Origin of the sequence: Limnohabitans rimovensis (SeqCode), assembly GCF_965234775.1 — a bacterium.
Classification (GTDB): domain Bacteria; phylum Pseudomonadota; class Gammaproteobacteria; order Burkholderiales; family Burkholderiaceae_C; genus Limnohabitans; species Limnohabitans rimovensis.
In genome coordinates this window covers 115,988-134,567 of sequence record NZ_OZ248562.1, presented here as the reverse complement: position 1 = coordinate 134,567, position 18,580 = coordinate 115,988, and the positions used below count along the sequence as shown (strand labels likewise).

At 61.5% G+C, this 18,580-nt stretch carries 20 protein-coding genes; 6 read left to right on the top strand and 14 right to left on the bottom strand.

Annotated elements, in window-relative coordinates:
• Positions 1 to 7: 7 nt before the first annotated feature.
• From AC8GFZ_RS00675 to AC8GFZ_RS00650, 6 genes are all read right to left on the bottom strand, one after another.
• The gene (locus tag AC8GFZ_RS00675) at positions 8 to 853 is read right to left on the bottom strand and encodes a zinc-ribbon and DUF3426 domain-containing protein (RefSeq protein ID WP_506641321.1); all 846 of its coding nucleotides are present in this window, start codon (positions 851 to 853) and stop codon (positions 8 to 10) included.
• 33 nt (positions 854 to 886) lie between these two features.
• Positions 887 to 1,771 (bottom strand): 50S ribosomal protein L11 methyltransferase, encoded by an 885-nt coding sequence (gene prmA, locus AC8GFZ_RS00670; RefSeq protein WP_506641319.1) that lies wholly within the window; start codon positions 1,769 to 1,771, stop codon positions 887 to 889.
• Positions 1,771 to 3,120 carry an acetyl-CoA carboxylase biotin carboxylase subunit gene (accC, locus tag AC8GFZ_RS00665; RefSeq protein ID WP_506641317.1) on the bottom strand — a complete coding sequence of 450 codons (1,350 nt, stop codon included), beginning with the start codon at positions 3,118 to 3,120 and terminating at the stop codon, positions 1,771 to 1,773. Before accC ends, prmA begins: the two co-directional genes overlap by 1 nt.
• A gap of 10 nt (positions 3,121 to 3,130) precedes the next feature.
• Positions 3,131 to 3,589 (bottom strand): acetyl-CoA carboxylase biotin carboxyl carrier protein, encoded by a 459-nt coding sequence (gene accB, locus AC8GFZ_RS00660; protein ID WP_506641315.1) that lies wholly within the window; start codon positions 3,587 to 3,589, stop codon positions 3,131 to 3,133.
• A gap of 73 nt (positions 3,590 to 3,662) precedes the next feature.
• On the bottom strand, positions 3,663 to 4,229 hold the full coding sequence (locus tag AC8GFZ_RS00655) for a TlpA disulfide reductase family protein (protein WP_506641313.1): 567 nt from the start codon (positions 4,227 to 4,229) through the stop codon (positions 3,663 to 3,665).
• Positions 4,226 to 4,831 carry a hypothetical protein gene (locus AC8GFZ_RS00650; RefSeq protein WP_506641311.1) on the bottom strand — a complete coding sequence of 202 codons (606 nt, stop codon included), beginning with the start codon at positions 4,829 to 4,831 and terminating at the stop codon, positions 4,226 to 4,228. The genes AC8GFZ_RS00655 and AC8GFZ_RS00650 overlap by 4 nt, the downstream gene beginning before the upstream one ends.
• 51 nt (positions 4,832 to 4,882) lie before the next feature.
• Between AC8GFZ_RS00650 and mpl the strand changes: the two genes are divergently transcribed.
• Positions 4,883 to 6,295 (top strand): UDP-N-acetylmuramate:L-alanyl-gamma-D-glutamyl-meso-diaminopimelate ligase, encoded by a 1,413-nt coding sequence (gene mpl, locus AC8GFZ_RS00645; protein ID WP_506641309.1) that lies wholly within the window; start codon positions 4,883 to 4,885, stop codon positions 6,293 to 6,295.
• Between the two features lie 171 nt (positions 6,296 to 6,466).
• Here the strand turns inward: mpl and AC8GFZ_RS00640 are convergent, their stop codons facing one another.
• From AC8GFZ_RS00640 to rodA, 6 genes are all read right to left on the bottom strand, one after another.
• Positions 6,467 to 6,877 carry a type II toxin-antitoxin system VapC family toxin gene (locus AC8GFZ_RS00640; RefSeq protein ID WP_506641307.1) on the bottom strand — a complete coding sequence of 137 codons (411 nt, stop codon included), beginning with the start codon at positions 6,875 to 6,877 and terminating at the stop codon, positions 6,467 to 6,469.
• On the bottom strand, positions 6,874 to 7,182 hold the full coding sequence (locus AC8GFZ_RS00635) for a type II toxin-antitoxin system Phd/YefM family antitoxin (protein WP_506641305.1): 309 nt from the start codon (positions 7,180 to 7,182) through the stop codon (positions 6,874 to 6,876). Before AC8GFZ_RS00635 ends, AC8GFZ_RS00640 begins: the two co-directional genes overlap by 4 nt.
• A gap of 144 nt (positions 7,183 to 7,326) precedes the next feature.
• Positions 7,327 to 8,445, bottom strand: coding sequence for a 3-deoxy-7-phosphoheptulonate synthase (locus tag AC8GFZ_RS00630; RefSeq protein ID WP_506641303.1), 1,119 nt, complete (start codon positions 8,443 to 8,445; stop codon positions 7,327 to 7,329).
• Between the two features lie 205 nt (positions 8,446 to 8,650).
• A complete protein-coding gene (gene tldD / locus AC8GFZ_RS00625; RefSeq protein WP_506641301.1) occupies positions 8,651 to 10,111 on the bottom strand; it encodes a metalloprotease TldD in 1,461 nt (486 codons plus the stop codon).
• 87 nt (positions 10,112 to 10,198) lie between these two features.
• Positions 10,199 to 11,083, bottom strand: coding sequence for an NAD(P)-dependent oxidoreductase (locus tag AC8GFZ_RS00620; protein ID WP_506641299.1), 885 nt, complete (start codon positions 11,081 to 11,083; stop codon positions 10,199 to 10,201).
• Positions 11,080 to 12,234: a rod shape-determining protein RodA gene (gene rodA, locus AC8GFZ_RS00615; protein ID WP_506641297.1), complete on the bottom strand. Its 1,155-nt coding sequence runs from the start codon at positions 12,232 to 12,234 to the stop codon at positions 11,080 to 11,082. Before rodA ends, AC8GFZ_RS00620 begins: the two co-directional genes overlap by 4 nt.
• 18 nt (positions 12,235 to 12,252) lie before the next feature.
• On the opposite strand from rodA, the gene AC8GFZ_RS00610 reads away from it, so the two are divergent.
• From AC8GFZ_RS00610 to ruvC, 5 genes are read left to right on the top strand one after another with little or no spacing between them, the layout of a single operon-like run.
• On the top strand, positions 12,253 to 12,882 hold the full coding sequence (locus AC8GFZ_RS00610) for a YqiA/YcfP family alpha/beta fold hydrolase (RefSeq protein ID WP_506641295.1): 630 nt from the start codon (positions 12,253 to 12,255) through the stop codon (positions 12,880 to 12,882).
• A 37-nt stretch (positions 12,883 to 12,919) separates the two neighbouring features.
• Positions 12,920 to 14,983, top strand: a complete 2,064-nt coding sequence (locus AC8GFZ_RS00605; RefSeq protein ID WP_506641293.1) for a ribonuclease catalytic domain-containing protein — start codon at positions 12,920 to 12,922, stop codon at positions 14,981 to 14,983.
• Positions 14,984 to 14,985: 2 nt separating this feature from the next.
• Positions 14,986 to 15,825 (top strand): energy transducer TonB, encoded by an 840-nt coding sequence (locus AC8GFZ_RS00600; RefSeq protein ID WP_506641291.1) that lies wholly within the window; start codon positions 14,986 to 14,988, stop codon positions 15,823 to 15,825.
• Position 15,826: 1 nt separating this feature from the next.
• On the top strand, positions 15,827 to 16,576 hold the full coding sequence (mtgA, locus tag AC8GFZ_RS00595) for a monofunctional biosynthetic peptidoglycan transglycosylase (RefSeq protein ID WP_506641289.1): 750 nt from the start codon (positions 15,827 to 15,829) through the stop codon (positions 16,574 to 16,576).
• Positions 16,577 to 16,587: 11 nt separating this feature from the next.
• Positions 16,588 to 17,136: a crossover junction endodeoxyribonuclease RuvC gene (gene ruvC, locus AC8GFZ_RS00590; RefSeq protein WP_506641287.1), complete on the top strand. Its 549-nt coding sequence runs from the start codon at positions 16,588 to 16,590 to the stop codon at positions 17,134 to 17,136.
• Positions 17,137 to 17,214: 78 nt separating this feature from the next.
• Here the strand turns inward: ruvC and AC8GFZ_RS00585 are convergent, their stop codons facing one another.
• Both AC8GFZ_RS00585 and lpxC read right to left on the bottom strand, forming a co-directional pair.
• Positions 17,215 to 17,388 (bottom strand): hypothetical protein, encoded by a 174-nt coding sequence (locus AC8GFZ_RS00585; RefSeq protein WP_506641285.1) that lies wholly within the window; start codon positions 17,386 to 17,388, stop codon positions 17,215 to 17,217.
• A gap of 6 nt (positions 17,389 to 17,394) precedes the next feature.
• Entirely contained in the window at positions 17,395 to 18,318 is a 924-nt protein-coding gene (gene lpxC / locus AC8GFZ_RS00580) for a UDP-3-O-acyl-N-acetylglucosamine deacetylase (protein WP_506641283.1), read from the bottom strand.
• Positions 18,319 to 18,580: the final 262 nt, after the last annotated feature.

Genomic DNA, 18,580 nt, shown 5'->3' with positions numbered 1-18,580 from the left:
TCTTTCTTCAAGGGTAAAAAATCTCTGCCCGATAGCCGCTCAGCCGGTCTTCCACATCGGAGTCCACACGCCAGTGCACGCTGGAGACGGCGTCGGCACCAGGGTTCAAATGGCGGGGCAAGCCCATCTCTTCTGGCGCCAGCGCTCGGCGAATCACCACCGAATCGTCGCCGTCGGTGAGTGAGAGGTCCACCCACGGTGTGGCCACCGGATGGCTGGCGCGGTTGGACAACTGAATTTGCAAGCGGTGGTGGCCATCCCCGTCGGGCTCAAAATGGGCGCGCTCAATCATCACCGAGCCCAGGCCCTGGGGCCAATCCATTTGGCAGTGCCACTGGGCGCACTGGGATTGGGCCCATTCGTGAACAGCCGGCCATGGGGCCAACAGCGGACTTTTGGCCCACCAGGCACATTGGGCGAGCAGTGCCAAACCCAGCGTCAGGTTCAACACATGCCACACCCGGCGCGGCCGCGTCGGCGAGCGGTGCAACACATGGGCGGTCAAGACCTCTTCCGTGAGGTCGATGGAGTCCCGCGATGCGTGGCTGTGCGAGGCATCCGCAAGAGGTGTTGGTTCCAGGTTGACGTCAGCCCGAATGGGCACAGGCTGGGCTGAAATGGGTGGTGCCGCTGCAACAGGCTCCGCGAGGTCCGCGTTCATGGCCGCGTCGCTGTCATCCAAGGTCAACCAGTGGGAGCGGGCATCAAAAATTTGTTCGCATCGACCGCACCTGACCCAACCGTGCGCCAGCTTGAGTTGGTCTTGCACCACCTTGAAAGCGGTTAGGCATTGGGGGCACTGCACAGCCAAGGTCATGATGGCCGCATTGTAGGTGGCGTTGTGTGCTGCCACGAGGTGCAGCAACAGCAGGGGCTCAGCACCGGCTCAATCGAAGCGAGCAGTCATCAAGGCCCATCCGTCTTCGCTGTCATGCACCGCCAAAGCACACCAGGGCGCATAGGCTTGTTGCAACAAGGCCACCTGACGCTCCAAGATTCCAGCCAATACCAAGTGCCCGCCGCTTTGCACCAAACCACACAACAAGGGCGCCAGCACTTGCAAAGGCGAGGCCAGGATATTGGCCAAGACACATCGGTACGGGCCTTGCACCTGGTCTGGCAAGCCCGCTTGCAGCACCACCCCATTGGCTTGGGCATTGCGCACGGTGGCCTGCACCGCATCGGGGTCGATGTCCACCGCATCCACCCGAGCAGCGCCATACAAAGCCGCCCCCATGGCCAATATGCCCGAGCCACAACCGTAGTCCAGCACCGACGCGCCGCGGACATCGTGTTGGGCCAACCAGCGCAAGCACATGCGCGTGGTGGGGTGTGTGCCGGTCCCAAAGGCCAAGCCGGGGTCCAGGCGCAACACCCGCTGCGCTTGGGCGGGGGGCTCATGCCAGGTCGGCACAATCCAAAAATCAGGGGTGATTTCCACCGGCGCAAACTGCGACTGGGTCAAACGCACCCAGTCTTGTTCGGCCACCGCTTCAATGTCGAGCACCTGGCAAGCATCAAATGGGGTTTGCAAACGCAACAAGTCGGCAGCCGCTTGGGCTTGTTCGAGGTCGGCAAACAAGGCTGTCACCTGTGAGCGGTCCCAACCCGGCTGGGGTGGAGGCATACCCGGCTCGCCAAACAAGGGGGACTCGCTGTCGCTGTGCGCATCGGCGTCTTGCACCGAAACGCTGAGCGCATCCAAAGCTTCCAAAGCCTCGCTCAACCACTCCACGCGGTCTTGCGGCGCGAGCAAGCGCAGTTCATGCATCAGCGTTTGCGCGCAGCGATCCACGCTTCCAAGTAATGGATGTTGGTGCCACCGGACATGAACTTGGCATCCACCATCAACTCGCGGTGCAGGGGAATGTTGGTGGAGATGCCCTCAACCAAGGTCTCGGACAGTGCAGTGCGCATGCGTGCGATCGCCTGATCGCGGGTGTCGCCATACACAATGATTTTGCCCACCATGGAGTCGTAGTTCGGTGGCACAAAATAATTGGTGTACACATGCGAGTCCACCCGCACCCCCGGACCGCCCGGTGCGTGCCACATGGTGATGCGCCCCGGTGAGGGCACAAAATTAAACGGGTCTTCGGCATTGATGCGGCACTCAATGGCATGGCCTTTGACCGTGATCTGGCGCTGGGTAAACGGCAACCTTTCCCCAGCAGCCACCATGATTTGGGTTTTCACAATGTCCACCCCGGTGATCAACTCAGTGACGGGGTGCTCCACCTGCACCCGGGTGTTCATCTCGATGAAATAAAACTCGCCGTTTTCATACAAAAACTCAAAGGTGCCAGCGCCCCGGTAGCCCATGCGCTTGCAAGCAGCGGCACAACGCTCGCCAATTTTGTCAATGAGCTTGCGCGGAATGCCGGGCGCAGGTCCCTCTTCGATGATTTTCTGATGGCGCCGCTGCATCGAGCAATCGCGCTCGCCCAGGTACACCGCGTTCTTGAACTGATCGGCCATCACCTGGATTTCAATGTGGCGCGGGTTTTGAAGAAACTTCTCCATATAAACCGCTGGGTTGCCAAATGCGGCACCGGCCTCGGCCTTGGTGGTTTGCACCGCGTGAATGAGCGCTGCTTCGGTGTGCACCACGCGCATACCCCGGCCACCGCCGCCACCGGCGGCCTTGATGATGACCGGATAACCCACGCTTTTGGCGATGCGCCGCACTTGCACCGGGTCATCGGGCAACTCGCCTTCTGATCCTGGCACGCAGGGCACACCGGCCTTGATCATGGCCTGCTTGGCCGACACCTTGTCGCCCATCATGCGAATCGACTCGGGGCTGGGGCCAATGAATTTGAAACCGCTCTTCTCCACCCGTTCGGCGAAGTCGGCGTTTTCGCTCAAAAAGCCATAGCCTGGGTGAATCGCCTCGGCGTCGGTCACCTCGGCGGCCGAAATGATGGCCGGCATGTGCAAATAACTTTGGGCCGAGGCCGCTGGGCCAATGCACACCGCCTCTTCGGCCAGCTTGACGTATTTGGCCTCGCGGTCGGCTTCGGAATACACCACCACGGCTTGAATGCCCATTTCGCGGCAAGCGCGTTGGATGCGCAGGGCAATCTCGCCCCGGTTGGCGATGAGGATTTTCTTGAACATGGGCTAGGGCTTAGGCGATCACAAACATGGGCTGACCAAACTCCACCGCCTGGCCGTTGTCCACCAAAATTTGGGTGATGGTGCCGCTGGCATCGGCCTCGATCTCATTGAGGATCTTCATCGCTTCAATGATGCAAATGGCATCGCCCTCTTTGACCACCGACCCGACCTCGACAAACGACTTGGCCCCTGGGCTGGAGGCACGGTAAAAAGTGCCCACCATGGGGGACTTGGCCACATGGCCCAGCACTTCGGGCGGGGCCTCTGGCGCAGGGGGTGCCACTGGGGCTGCAGCGGCGGGGGCTGATGCGGCCACCATGGCCACAGGGGCCGCGACGGGGGCCATCACCACCGGGTTGTTGACCGCCTTGACAATGCGCACCGTGCCCTCTGCCTCGGTGATTTCCAACTCAGACACATTGGACTCGGAGACCAAGTCAATGAGGGTCTTAAGTTTTCTCAAATCCATAATCAAATCCCACCCTTGAATGCAAGAGGGCCGAATTTACACCAAAAACATGCATGTTCCCCAAAAACCTGCCTCAAGCGGTCAAGGAAGCCCACGATTTGATTTGATCTTCTTTTAATTTACCCAAATATTGACCGATCATGTCGCCATTGGCATTCAACACCACAGTAAAGGGCAAGCCGCCCTGGGTATTGCCCAGTGCCTTACCCCATTCGGTGCCCTGCAGGCCGCCCAAAGCGATGGGGTATGACACTGGGTACTGGGTCAAAAAGCGTCGCACCGAGGAAGGCTGGTCAATCGCGATGCCGATCATTTGCCAATTTTTACCCTTGTTTTCGCGGTAGAAGGCATCCAATAAAGGCATTTCCTCCACACACGGGGCACACCAAGTGGCCCAAAAGTTGATCACCAAGGGTCTGCCTTTGAAGCTTGACAGCAGCAACTGCTCACCTTGGGCGCTGTCCCACTGCGTGTCCCACCAGCCGGGTGCCAGCGGCACTGCAGACCGTGCAAAAAGCCCGCCGCGCCATGCGGCCAAACCCAGACCCGCCAGGGCGGCGGCGGCAGCCACACCCCACAGCAGGCCACGCCGCGAGGGCGGCGGTGTATCGGCGTCGGATGAATGGGGACGGTTTGTCATAGCGAAACCCCCTCAGGGGCTTGGAGCAAAGCCAGCAATGCCTTCAAATCTCCGCGCGCTCGTCGACCTTGGCGGTCGGGTTGCAAGGCGCCGCGCAAATCATCGTGGTCGTGCACCATCAAATGGATGCCTACCTCTTCGCCCAGACCGGGGCAAAGGCATGAAAAGCTCAGGGCGTCGACCACCTCGCCTTGAAACCCGGTGACCGCACTGGGCTGAAACCGCACGCCTTGGTCAATCAGCGCCAATTCGGCTGATTTGGGGTCATCGCAAAACAATTGCAGGTAAATGTCATTCAAGCGGGTCGCCGTGCCACGCCATACCGCCCCGGCCAAATGGGGGCGGAAATCCTGCAAGCGCTCCATCCATTGGCAGGCCAGGGCGCGCAAAGCCGCCAACTCCTGGGCTTGGCTTTCGGCACAAAACACGGCGATGTATTCCCGCACCGCTTGCTCCACCAGGTCGTTGTCCGGCCAGGCCGAACGCCGCCCAGCGCCCAACTCGCGCGCGGCACGGCTCTTGGCCGGCCCGTACTCCAAACCCTCCTCCACCACCCAGCGGGCGGCAGCAGCGGCGATTTCATCTTGGATGCGCATCATCATGGGGCGGATTGTGCCTGGGCTGCAAAGCCCCCGCTCCTACAATCCGCGCCCATGCACATCCATATATTAGGTGTCTGCGGCACCTTCATGGGCGGTTTGGCCGCCCTGGCCCGCGAAGCCGGCCACCGCGTCACCGGCTGCGACAGCGGCGTCTACCCCCCCATGAGCGACCAACTGCGCGCTTTGGGCATCGAGTTGATCGAGGGCTATAGCGCCGACCAACTGGCCTTGAAGCCTGATATGTTTGTGGTGGGCAATGTGGTTTCCCGCGCCCGCTTGCCCGACGGCACACCGCGCTACCCGCTGATGGAAGCCATCTTGGAAGCTGGCTTGCCCTACACCAGCGGCCCGCAGTGGCTGAGCGACCATGTGCTGCATGCACCTGGGCAAAGTCGCCATGTGCTGGCCATCGCCGGTACCCACGGCAAAACCACCACCACCGCCATGCTGAGCTGGGTTTTAGAGCAGGCAGGCCTGACACCCGGTTTTTTGATCGGCGGCGTGCCTTTGAACTTTGGCGTGTCGGCCCACTTGGGAAGTTTGGCCAAGGGTCAAAGCCGCCCCTTGTTTGTCATCGAAGCCGATGAGTACGACACCGCGTTTTTCGACAAACGCAGCAAGTTTGTGCATTACCGGCCCCGCACCGCGGTGCTCAACAACCTCGAGTTTGACCACGCCGACATCTTCCACGACCTGGCCGCCATTGAGCGCCAATTCCACCACCTGGTGCGCACCGTGCCCGCCAGCGGTCGCTTGGTGGTGAATGCCGAGCAAGAGAGTTTGCAGCGGGTGTTGGGCCTGGGTCAATGGAGCGAGGTGGCGGGTTTTGGTGCTTCGCCCCATGCCGCATGGCAACTGCGCGGCGAACCCTCAGACTTTGAGGTGCTGCACCAAGGCGCAGTGAAGGGCCGGGTGCAATGGGCTTTGGGCGGGGTGCACAACCAAATGAACGCCTTGGCCGCCGTCATCGCCGCTGACCATGTGGGCGTGGCCGTGGCTGATGCCTGCCAAGCCTTGTCATCGTTTGAGAATGTGCGCCGGCGCATGGAAGTGCGCGGCCGCGTGGGCGCGGGAGAGCAGGCCATCACGGTGTATGACGACTTCGCCCACCACCCCACCGCCATCCGCACCACGGTCGATGGCCTGCGTCGCCAAGTGGGCACGGCCCGCATCTTGGCGGTGTTCGAGCCGCGCAGCAACACCATGAAACTGGGTGCGATGAAGTCGCAACTGCCGTGGAGTTTGGAACAAGCCGACTTGGCGTTTTGTCACACCGCCGGTTTGGACTGGGACGCCGCAGAGGCCTTGGCCCCCATGGGAGCCCGCGCTCACATCGCTGCAGACATCGACAGCTTGGTGGCCCAAGTCAAAGCCGCTGCCCGCCCCGGCGACCATGTGCTGTGCATGAGCAATGGCGGCTTTGGCGGGGTTCACGCCAAATTGCTGCAGGCTTTGCAGGGCTGAGTCTCCGGTGCCACCGATCGACCGGTGAACCCAGGCTTTCAAAAAGACACGGCCACAAATCACAGGTGATCGAGCGACTCGGAAATGCGTGCATGGCGAAATCAGGCCTGGCCTGCAAACGTCAGCAGGGACCCAGCTGTCAGGCCCAATTTGGCATCCAACAGTTGCGGCTCAAGCGGCATCAAACGGGTTGATGACTTGCACGCCACAGCCCAAGAAGTCGCGCACATTGCGCGTGGCCAGCACCAATTGGTGCTCCATGGCGGTGGCGGCAATCAGCATATCGGGGGCACTGCGCGAGATGCCTTGCGCCTGAAATTGGCCGCGCAATGCACCCCCGCGCTGCGCAATGGCCGGGCTGATGGCATATACCTCGTGCAGGCGCTCAACCAAGGCGTTGAACAGCGCCAGCTTGCGGGCATTGGGTTGCCACGCCAGCCCAAAATGCGCTTCCTCCAGGGTGATGGCTGAGATGGCCATCCGTTGCACCGTCTGCAACCAGCGCATCACCTGTGTGTCGGGCTTGTTCTTCACCAACTCACTGATGACGTTGGTGTCGGCCAAAACGATGGTCCCACTCATGGGCGTGGCCCTGTGATGGGCGCCACAAAAGCATTCTCGCGTTGCCAGGCTGCAGGCCGCGCTTCGGTGTCGGCAGTGCCCAGGCCGGTGTCGTCCAGCGGCGCCCAGGCCTCTCGCAGTTGCAGCCACTGGCTGTAAAAAGTCTTGGCCACCGGTTTGGCTGCGACCTCGCTTCTGGCGAAGTAATCGGCCGACACCAGCACCGCCACTGGTTTGTTGCGGTTGGTGATGGTTTGGGGTTGCAGTTGGGCCGCGGCAATCAGGGCGGAGAGCTGCTGTCGAGATTGGGCAATGGACATGGACATAAATACCCTTCATGTACTTTTGAAATGTACATTATAGGCACTTATATCTGATTCATGGGCATGTCTTGACGCGCCCAAAGCGCCCCGCGCGCACCCCAACCGAAAGCCCACAAGCGACCAGAGCCAAGCCCGGGGCGGCGTGTTTTATTTCTTACCGCGCCGCGCTTTGACACCTTTGGAAAGCACCTCCAGCGCTTGCAAGGAGTCGTCCCATGCCAGACAGGCGTCGGTGATGCTTTGGCCGTAAGTCAGGGCTTCCACTTTGTCTTTGCCAGGGGTGAATTTTTGCGCACCCGCTTTGAGGTGGCTCTCGATCATCACGCCAAACACGCTGTGCGAACCGCCGGCCATTTGGTCGGCGATGTCTTGGGCCACCACCAATTGGCGCTCGTGCTGCTTGCTGCTGTTGGCATGGCTGCAATCCACCATCAAACTGGCGGGCAATTTGGCGGCTTCCAACTCTTTGCAGGCGGCAGCGACGCTCGCAGCGTCATAGTTGGGGGTTTTGCCGCCGCGCAAAATCACGTGGCAATCGGGGTTGCCTTGGGTTTGCACAATCGCCACTTGGCCGTTTTTGTGCACCGACAAAAAGTGGTGGCCCCGTGCGGCGGCTTGGATGGCGTCTGTCGCAATTTTGATGTTGCCGTCGGTCCCGTTTTTGAAACCAATCGGCGCAGACAAACCAGAGGCGAGTTCACGGTGAACCTGGCTTTCGGTGGTACGAGCACCAATCGCGCCCCAGCTGATCAGGTCGCCAATGTACTGGGGTGAAATCACATCCAAAAATTCGCTGCCAGCGGGAACGCCAGCGCGGTTGATCTCAATCAGCAACTGGCGCGCAATGCGCAAACCTTCGTCAATGCGAAAGCTCTCATCCAGGTAGGGGTCGTTGATCAAACCCTTCCAGCCCACCGTGGTGCGGGGCTTTTCAAAATACACCCGCATCACGATTTCCAGCGTATCGGCGTATTTCTCGCGCTCGACCTTCAAGCGGCGCGCATAGTCCAAGGCGGCGGCGGGGTCGTGGATGGAGCAAGGGCCCATCACCACCAGCAAGCGGTCGTCTTTGCCGGCCATGATTTTGTGCACGCGCTGGCGGGTCTTGGCGATCAAGCTCTCAACGGCCGTGCCAGCGATGGGAAAGAAGCGGATCAAATGTTCAGGGGGCGGCAACACGGTGATGTCCTTGATGCGTTGGTCATCGGTTTGGCTGGTTTGGTCGTCGTGCGCCACATAAGGCACCTCAGTGCGTTGGGTTTTCATGCTCGCTTCCTTCAAAAACGGGTCGGTGGTGAAAGGTCTGAAAGGCAAAAAAAAACCGCCGGTATTCGGCGGTGGGTTCAGGGGTTCAGGCGCTGTTTGCGTTTAAACCTCTCGACCGCCAATGAAGCGTGAGAAGCAAAAATAAGCAAAATAAAAGTGCACTGAAACCATGGGCATTAATGTAGCACAGGGTTTTCGGTTGCCATTAAGCGGTGCCGCCCACGGTCAAACCGTCGATGCGCAAGGTGGGTTGACCCACGCCCACGGGCACGCTTTGGCCCTCTTTGCCGCAGGTGCCCACACCACTGTCCAAGGCCAGGTCGTTGCCAATCATGGTCACGCGGGTGAGGGCATCGGGCCCATTGCCAACCAAGGTCGCGCCCTTGACCGGGTATTGGATTTTCCCGTTTTCCACCCAGTAGGCTTGGCTGGCGGAAAACACAAACTTGCCCGATGTGATGTCCACCTGGCCGCCGCCAAAGTTGGTGGCGTACAGGCCTTTTTTCATGCTGGCGACGATTTCTTGTGGGGCTTTGTCACCCGCCAACATATAGGTATTGGTCATGCGCGGCATGGGAATGTGGGCATAGCTTTCGCGGCGCCCGTTGCCGGTGGGGGCCACGCCCATCAAGCGGGCATTGAGCGTGTCTTGGATGTAACCGACCAACACACCATCCTCGATCAACACATTGCGCTGGGTCGGGTGGCCTTCGTCGTCCACATTGAGCGAACCCCGTCGATCGGCCATGGTGCCGTCATCCAGCACCGTGACGCCCTTGGCGGCCACGCGCTGGCCAATCTTGCCGCTGAAAGCGCTCGAGCCCTTGCGGTTGAAGTCGCCCTCCAAGCCGTGGCCAATGGCTTCGTGCAACAACACCCCAGGCCAGCCTGGGCCAAGCACCACGGTCATCTCGCCGGCAGGGGCGGCACGCGCTTCCAAATTGGTCAGGGCGGCGTCCACCGCTTCTTGCACGTAAGCGGCAATCAAGGCCTCGTCAAAATAAGCCAAGCCAAAGCGGCCACCGCCACCAGCGGAGCCGGTTTCGCGGCGCCCGTTTTGTTCGGCGATCACGCTCAGCGACAAGCGCACCAAAGGGCGCACATCGGCGGCCATGGTGCCATCGGCACGCGCCACCAACACCACATCGTGCTCACAGGCCAAACCGGCCATCACCTGCACCACGCGCGGGTCGCGGGCACGGGCCAGTTGTTCGGTGTGCTCGAGCAAGGCCACCTTGGCCGCGCTGTCCAAGCTGCCAATCGGGTCTTGTCCGCCGTACAGGCTGCGGCTGTGCGCCACCCGTTTGGCCGGCACCTTGGCGCGCGCCTGCCGACCTGCAGTGGCGATGCTGCGCACCGTGTGCGCCGCGTCCATCAAAGAGGTCAGAGAAATATCGTCCGAATAGGCAAAAGCGGTTTTTTCGCCGCTCACCGCCCGCACCCCCACACCTTGGTCGATGCTGAACGAGCCGGTTTTGACAATGCCCTCTTCCAAACTCCAGCCTTCGGAGCGGGTGTACTGGAAGTACAGGTCAGCGTCATCCACTTGGTGGGCACGGATGGCCGACAAAGCTTGGGTGAGGTGGGATTCGTCCAAACCGTATGGGGTGAGGAGCAGGTTTTGCGCGATGGTCAATCGCTCGAGGGTGGGTTCGCGTGAAATCATGGCTTGATTGTAGGAGCGCCCCTGCCCTGGGCGGCGCGGGCTTTCACATGACCTTGGCCGCCGCTTTAAAGCCCGTGCGGCGATCGCTCAAACCTGGGCGCGCAGGTGCCGCAAGACGGCGGCGTCGTCCAGTTCGGCCAAACCAGCGGCGCTGGCCTGGGCAAACACCGCTGCCGCCCCAGGCCCCAAGGGGCCCACATAGCCCGCTTTCAAAGCCATTTGCTGGGCCAAGCCGGTGTCCTTTTCCAGCAAAGTCATGTGGGCGCGCGGGGCCCAGTCTCCAGCCAAGGCGCGGGTCATGCGGTCTGAGGCGATCCAGCTTTGGGCGCTGGACGCGGCCATCACCTGCAAAGTGCGACCCCCATCCAGCCCCATGCGCTCGGCCAGCGCCAGCGCCTCGGCGGCACCCACCAAGTTGATACCGGCGAGCAGGTTGTTGACCAACTTGGTGCGGGCGCCGTCGCCCACGCGCTGCGAAATGCGAAACACGGGGTTGGCCAATGCATTCAACAGTGCCTGGTGGCGCTCAAACACCGCATCGGCTCCTGCCACCATCAAGCTCATGGTGCCCAGCGCTGCCCGCTCGGGGCCACCCGACATGGGCGCGTCCAAGGTGGCCACACCCTGTCCGGCCAGGCGCTCGGCCACGGCCTCTGTGTCGTCGGGGGCGATGGTGGGGCACAGCATGACCGTGTCGCCGGCCTGGAGCTGGGCGGCCAAGCCCTGCTCGCCCCACAACACCTCTTGGACCTGTGCGGCGGTGACCACACAAACAATCAAAAAATGGGCCACGCCGCCCAACTGGGCAGGAATGGCAGCAACGTGGGCTCCTAAGGCCTGCAAAGCTTGGGTTTTGTCGGCATCGATGTCACACACGTGCACCTCCACGCCCTGGGCCAACAACCGACGCGCCATGCCGCCGCCCATATTGCCCACGCCGACGATGGCGACGGGGGGCCAGGCGGCCGTCACGACTGCACCAACTGCTTGGAGCGCGCGATCGACATCAAAATGCCCACCCCCAGCCCCAGGGTGACCATGGCCGTGCCGCCATAACTGATGAATGGCAGGGGCACACCCACCACCGGCAAGATGCCACTGACCATGCCCATGTTGACAAAGGCATAAGTGAAAAAAATCAGGGTCACACTGCCGGCCAGCAAGCGCGCAAACAAAGTGGGCCCTTCCAAAGCGATGGCCAACCCCCTCAACACCAACATCACAAAACCGGCAATCAGCAGTAAGTTGCCAAACAAGCCAAATTCTTCGCCATAGGCGGCAAAAATAAAGTCAGTCGTGCGCTCGGGGATGAAGTCCAAATGGGTTTGCGTGCCCTGCATGAAGCCCTTGCCAAAAATGCCGCCCGAACCAATGGCAATCATGCCTTGGATGATGTGAAATCCTTTGCCCAACGGGTCGCGCCCGGGGTCCAGCAAGGTGCACACGCGCTGCTGCTGGTACTCGCGCAGCAAGGGCCAGCGAAAGCCCTCGGCGCACAAGGTGGGCTCAAACCACACCAGCAACACCACCCCGACCAAGCCCAAAAACACCGGCGGCAAAATCCAGATCCAGCGCAGGCCCGCGAAGAAAATCACATACAGGCCCGCCGCCAGCACCAAAATCGAGGTGCCCAGATCGGGTTGCTTGGCGATCAAACCCACCGGCACCACCAACAACACGGTGGCTACGGCAAAGTCCAGGGAGCGCAACTGCCCCTCGCGCTTTTGAAACCACCAGGCCAACATCAAGGGCATGGCAATTTTGAGAATTTCGCTCGGCTGAATCACGATGCCCACGTTCAGCCAGCGGCGCGCCCCTTTTTTAGTCAGGCCAAACAAGGCCACGGCGATCAGCAAGGCCACGCCCAAGGTGTACAGCGGCACCGCGAAGGTCATCAAGCGCTGAGGCGGGATTTGGGCCACCAGCACCATGATCACAAACGCCAATGACAGGTTGCGTAAATGATCCCAAAAGCGGGTTCCATTGGCAAAACCCGAGGAATACATGGTGATCAAGCCGGCCAGCGCCAGCGCCATCACGGCCAAGGCCAATTGGCTGTCATAACCCCGAAACACATGCGCCAAGCGGCGCAAGAGGTGGGGCTTTTCGATCACGATGGGCATGGCGTGCGATTATCGGGCATGGCCATCACCCATTTGCTTTATTTGCATGGATTTCGCTCTTCACCGCTGTCTGCCAAAGCGCAGCGCATGGCCGCCTGGGTGCACCAGCACCAACCCAGCGTGACCTGGTGGTGCCCGCAGCTGCCCGCGTCCCCCCAAGCGGCGGCGGCCCTCATCACCGCAGGCCTGCGCGACTGGCCCCGCGATCAAATGGCCGTGGTCGGCTCCTCCCTCGGCGGCTTTTATGCCACCTGGGTCGGGGCCTGCTGGGGCTGCAAAACCGTGCTGCTCAACCCCGCGGTCGACCCCGCGCGCGATTTATCAGCCCACATTGGGCTGCACCCCCAATGGCACCAGCCCGAAGAAACAGTTTTCTTCCAGGCCCACTTTGTGGATGAGTTGCGCGATTTGTATGTCGGCGGCGCCAACCGCACGCCAGCAGGCAAGGCGGCGGCCTTGGCCGACCCCAGCGACGTGCTGGCCATCGTGGCCCAAGGCGACGAGGTGCTGGACTGGCGCGAAATGGTGGCCCGCTACCCCGTGGCCCAACTGCGCCTGATTCCCGGCTCTGACCACGGCTTGAGCGATTTCGATGCGCATTTGCCCAGCGTGACCACCTACCTGGGCTGGGGCAGCGCCATGCCCTGAAACGGGTGGCGTCATGGGCGCGTGGGACAATCTGCGCATGTATGCACTGTTTGAAGATGCCGGAAAATTTCTGACCGGTCGGGTCCTTTCCGAGGCTGAAGCTTCGGCCCAAGTCGAGCTGGACACGGGCAAACGCGTCAAAGTCAAGTCGGCCCTGATGCTGATCAAGTTTGACCAACCCAGCCCCGCCGATTTGATGCGCGAGGCCAACGCCTTGGCCCAAACCATTGAGTTGGACTTGGCCTGGGAGTTCGCCCCCACAGACGAGTTTGGCTTTGCCGACTTGGCGCGCGAGTACTTCAGCGCCAACGCCAGCTTGACCCAACAAGCCGCCACCTTGCTGCGCTTGTTCGAAGCCCCGCATTACTTTCGCCGCGCCGGGCGCGGGCGCTTCAAAAAAGCCGCCGCCGAAGTGATCCAGCAAGCCCTGGTGGCGATCGACAAGAAAAAACAGCAATTGGCGCAAATCGACGCCTGGGCCTTGGCCCTGGGCGACGGCCAATGCCCCGAGCCGGTGTTGGCGCAGTTGTACAAAATTTTGTTCAGGCCCGACAAAAACGGGCCCGAGTACAAAGCCGTGGTGCAAGCCGCCCGTGCCACCCAAATGGCACCACTGGCCTTGCTGCAACGCGCGGGGGCCATCACCTCGGCCTACGAGTTCCATTGGCAGCGGTTTTTGTTTGAAAACTTCCCCAAGGGCACCCAGTTTCCAGCGCTGCAAGCGCCCAGTGCCACGGTTGACTTGCCGCTGGCCGATGTGCAGGCCTACTCCATCGACGACTCACAAACCACCGAAATCGACGACGCCTTGTCGGTACAAGGCCTGGGCAGCGCCCACATCACCGTGGGCATCCACATCGCCGCGCCGGGCCTGGCGCTGCAACCGGGTGACGCCATCGATCAGGTCGGCCGGCAACGCCTGTCCACCGTCTACATGCCGGGCCACAAAATCACCATGCTGCCCGATGGCGTGGTGCAGCACTACACCTTGCAAGAAGGACGTGCCTGTCCCGCCTTGTCGTTGTATGTGCAGTTCGATGCCGACACCTTGGCCATCATGGGCAGCCACACCCGTTTGGAGCAAGTGCCGATCGCCGCCAACTTGCGCCACGACCAACTCGACGATGTGGTCACCCCGCAGTGGCTGGACGACCCGAGCTTTTCCCACCCGAGCAGCGTGACCGAACCGGCCATGCCGCGCGCCCAACTGGCTTTTTTGCACCGCCTGGCGCGCCACCTCAAAGCGCAGCGCGAGGTGGTGCGCGGCAAGCCCGAAACCTTCAACCGCCCCGACTACAACTTCCGCTTGCAGGGCTTGAATGGCGGGCCACCGCGCGGCCAGGAAACCGTAGACATCAGCGTGCGCCAACGCGGCGCGGCGCTGGACCTGATCGTGGCCGAGGCCATGATCTTGGCCAATAGCACCTGGGGCCAGTGGATGGCCAGCCTGGGCGTGCCTGCGATTTACCGCAGCCAAGCGAGTTTGGCCCCGGGCATCAAGGTGCGCATGGGCACCAAGGCCTTGCCGCATGCCGGCATTGGCGTGCCTTGCTACGCCTGGAGCACATCGCCACTGCGCCGCTATACCGACTTGGTCAACCAGTGGCAACTGATCGCCTGCGTGCGCCATGGCGCCACGGCGGCACTCGCTGCCCCCTTCAAACCCAAAGATGCAGCTCTGTTTTCCATCATCTCGACTTTTGAAGAAACCTACAGCGCCTACAACGCCCACCAGGCCAGCATGGAGCGCTTTTGGACTTTGCAGTGGCTGCGCCAACACCACACCGAAGAAATTGATGCCGATGTGATCAAGGCCATGCCCGGCATGCCGGTGCTGGCCCGCGCGCAGCGTTTGCCTTTGGTGCTGCCCATCGTGGGCGGCCCCAGCACACTGGCGCGCGGTCAACAGGTGCGCTTGCGCTTGGGGCCCATAGACGACATCAGCCTGGACGTGCAAGGGCATTTTGCGGCCCTGATCGGGGACGACCCCGGCCAAGAACCCGCCAGCGAGGCCGACGACGACGAAGCCGCCGGGCCCATCGCCATTGCCGTCGATCTCAGCGACGCCGATGGCGAGGCACCGGCCCCCTCCAGCACCTGAGCATGTGGCAGCGCTGGTCACCGTTGCAAATCGCTTTGGGCGTGTCCCTGTTGGTGCACGGCGGGTTGCTCAGCCTGCGCATCGCTGACCCCGAGCGCTTTGACCGTTTGTTCCAAACCAGCCCGCTGGAAGTGATCTTGGTCAACACCCGGGCCAAATCGGATGAGGCCACCCCCGCCCAAGCCCTGGCGCAAACCCGCTTGACCGGTGGCGGTGACGCCGATCAAGGCCGTGCCCGCTCTCCCCTGCCCAGCGCGGCCCTGAGCACCGAAGGCGATCAACTCGAGCCCTCGGCCGCTCAAACATTGGCGGCCTTGAGGCTCAAACAAACCCAACTGCTGAGCCAGATCAAGGCCAGCTTGGCCCTGATCCCGGAGACCCAACCCGCGCCTGACAACGCCCAGCAGCAAGCGCAAGAGGCCAAACGCCAGCAGCTGCTCAAACTGCTGGCCGAGATTGAGCAGCGCATCGAACAAGACAACGCCAAGCCGCGCAAGCGCTACATCAGCCCCAGCACCCAAGAGGTGGTTTACGCCCAATACTATGACGCCATGCGGCGCCAAATCGAGGCCCACGGCACACGCCACTTTCCGCAGCAAGACGGCCAAAAACTGTATGGCGAGCTGACCATGATCATCACCGTGAATGCACAAGGCAAGGTGCTCACCGCAGAGGTGGCGACCAGCTCAGGCCAACGCGCGCTCGACCTGCGCGCGATCGCCATTGCCCGCAGTGCCGGTCCGTTTGGCACCTTTGATCCCGCCATGCGCCAAAGTGCTGACCAATTGGCCATGGTGGCACGCTTTCAGTTCAGCCGCGACGGCAGCGTGCAAACCCGCTGATATGCGCTGGCCCACCCTGTCCTCTGTCACCAGCCCGCTGATGCGTTGGCTGGCCTTGGTGCTGATCGCAGGCTTGGCGCTGCAATTGTTTTTTGTGCTGCGCATTGCCGTTTTGGCCTGGTGGGACCCGGCCTCCACCAGCTTTCAACGCTCCGAGGCAGTGCGCATCCTGCGGCAAAAAAACAGCTTGCCCTGGCGCCAACAGTGGCAGCCCTACGATCGCATATCCATCCACCTCAAACGCGCCGTGGTGGTGTCCGAGGACGACATCTTTGCCCAACACGATGGGGTGCAATGGGATGCGATTGAAAAAGCCTGGTCCAAAAACACCCGCGCCCAGCAACAAGCAGCGCAAGCGAGCGCATCGCGCAGCAGCACACCCAAGATCGTGGGCGGCTCCACCATCACCCAGCAGTTGGCCAAAAACCTGCTGCTCTCCGGTGAGCGCACCTGGGCACGCAAAGCCCAAGAATTTGTCCTCACCCTGGCCTTGGAAGGCCTGCTCAGCAAACAGCGAATTTTGGAAATTTACCTCAACAGCGTGGAGTGGGGCGAAGGCGTGTTTGGCGCCGAAGCCGCAGCCCAGCACTACTTTGGCAAGTCAGCCCAACAGCTCACACCCTATGAAGCCGCGCGCCTGGCCGTGATGCTGCCGCGACCCAAATACTTTGAGCGGCTGCCCAGCTCTGCCTATTTGGCCCAGCGCGCCGAAGTGATCGTTGCCCGCCTGGGCGCGGCGCGCTTGCCTTGAAAGGAAACGCCATGCGCATCTTGGGCATCGATCCGGGCTTGCAAACCACGGGCTTTGGCGTGGTCGACGCTGAAGGCGCGCAACTGAGCTATGTGGCCAGCGGCACCATCCGCACCCAATCGGCACAGCGCGCCGACCTGCCCGCGCGACTCAAACTGTTGTTCGACGGCATCCATGAAGTGGTGGCGCGCTACCAACCGCAATCAGCGGTGGTGGAGATTGTGTTTGTCAACGTCAACCCCCAAGCGACTTTGTTGCTCGGCCAAGCGCGCGGCGCTTGCCTGACCGCCTTGGTCAGCGCCAATCTACCGGTGGCCGAATACACCGCCTTGCAAATGAAAAAAGCTGTGGCCGGTCACGGCAAAGCGGCCAAAGCACAGGTGCAAGAAATGGTCAAACGGCTGTTGAATTTGCCTGGCCTGCCCGGCCCCGACGCAGCCGATGCCCTGGGCTTGGCCATCATGCACGCCCATGCCGGGCGCAGCTTGGCGCTGCTGCAAACCGCTGGGGCCCCACGCAGCAAGTCCAGCGCAGTGTTTCGGGGTGGCCGCAGCGGCTGATCAGCGCTTGCTGTGGGGCGGATACGGCTTGAACAACTTTGGGGGCGCGGTGGAAATGCGGCAAAGCAGGATGGCTCTTTACAAGCGCTCCAAAATCAGCACAGCAAAAAACACCAAAGCAGCGCCCACGGTGACCCGCAGCACCTTCCAACCCCAAATGCGATAACGGGTTTCACCGGTGGCGATGAAGGCGGCAAAAAGCAAGGCCGAGACCAACAGCAAAAACAAAACCGCCCAGCGCACCAGCAACATGGCGTGTCACCAAGCCGGGGCCAACTGCGCCAACCCACGCGGGGCTTGGCGCTCATCGGCAAAACTGACCACTTCATAGGCTTGCGGTCGGCTGAGCAATTCGCGCAACAAGCGGTTGTTCAAGGCGTGTCCCGAGCGAAACGCGCTGTACGCCGCCAGCAAAGGCCGGCCCAGCAAAAACAAATCGCCCATGGCATCAAGGATTTTGTGTTTGACGAACTCATCGTCGTAGCGCAGGCCTTCGCTGTTCAAAATCTTGTAGTCGTCCATCACGATGGCGTTGTCCAAACCCCCGCCCAAGGCCAGGCCATTGGCCCGCATCGCCTCGACATCTTTGGTGAAACCAAAGGTGCGGGCGCGCGCAATGTCGCGCACATAGCTGCCCCCATCGGTATCAAACACCACCCGCTGGCCGGTGGAGTCCACCGCAGGGTGATCAAAGTCAATTTCAAAGCTGAGTTTGTAACCATTGTGCGGGCTCAGCCGCGCCCATTTGCGCGCCGCCCCTTCGCCCTCGCTCACCTCCACCACCTCCAACACGCGCATGAAATGCTTGGGCGCGTTTTGCAAAGCAATGCCCGCGCTTTGGAGCAAAAACACAAACGAGGCCGCCGACCCATCCAAGATGGGGACTTCTTCGGCGGTGATGTCCACAAACAAATTGTCCAGCCCCAAACCCGCGCAGGCCGACATCAGGTGCTCAACGGTCAACACCTTGGCGCCCAAGTGCGAAATGGTGGAAGCCAAGCGGGTGTCGGTCACGGCCGTGGCCGAAACAGGGATGGTGACCGGTTGCGGCAAGTCGGTGCGGCGAAACACAATGCCGGTGTCGGGGGGTGCCGGCCTCAAAGTGAGTTCCACCTTTTGCCCGCTGTGCAAACCCACACCGACGGCGGTGGTGATGGTTTTGAGCGTTCGTTGTTGCAGCACGGTGTGATTTTAATGCGCTGCAGTAGGTTGTGGTTCAGCGTTCGCTTTTTCATCTATTGTGTGAAGCGAGTTGATGGTGTTCGTCACCACTTTGGCTGAACCCGCCCCGCCGGCGGGCACGCCGCCCTCCGCCAGTCGCTGCGCTCCAATGTTGTCGGGCGACGCACCCACCACCGGTGCTGCGAAGTAAAGGATGTGAGCATACAACTGACAAACCAGCACTTGACCGAAACCGGCACGAGTGGGTGTGCGGGCTGACGAC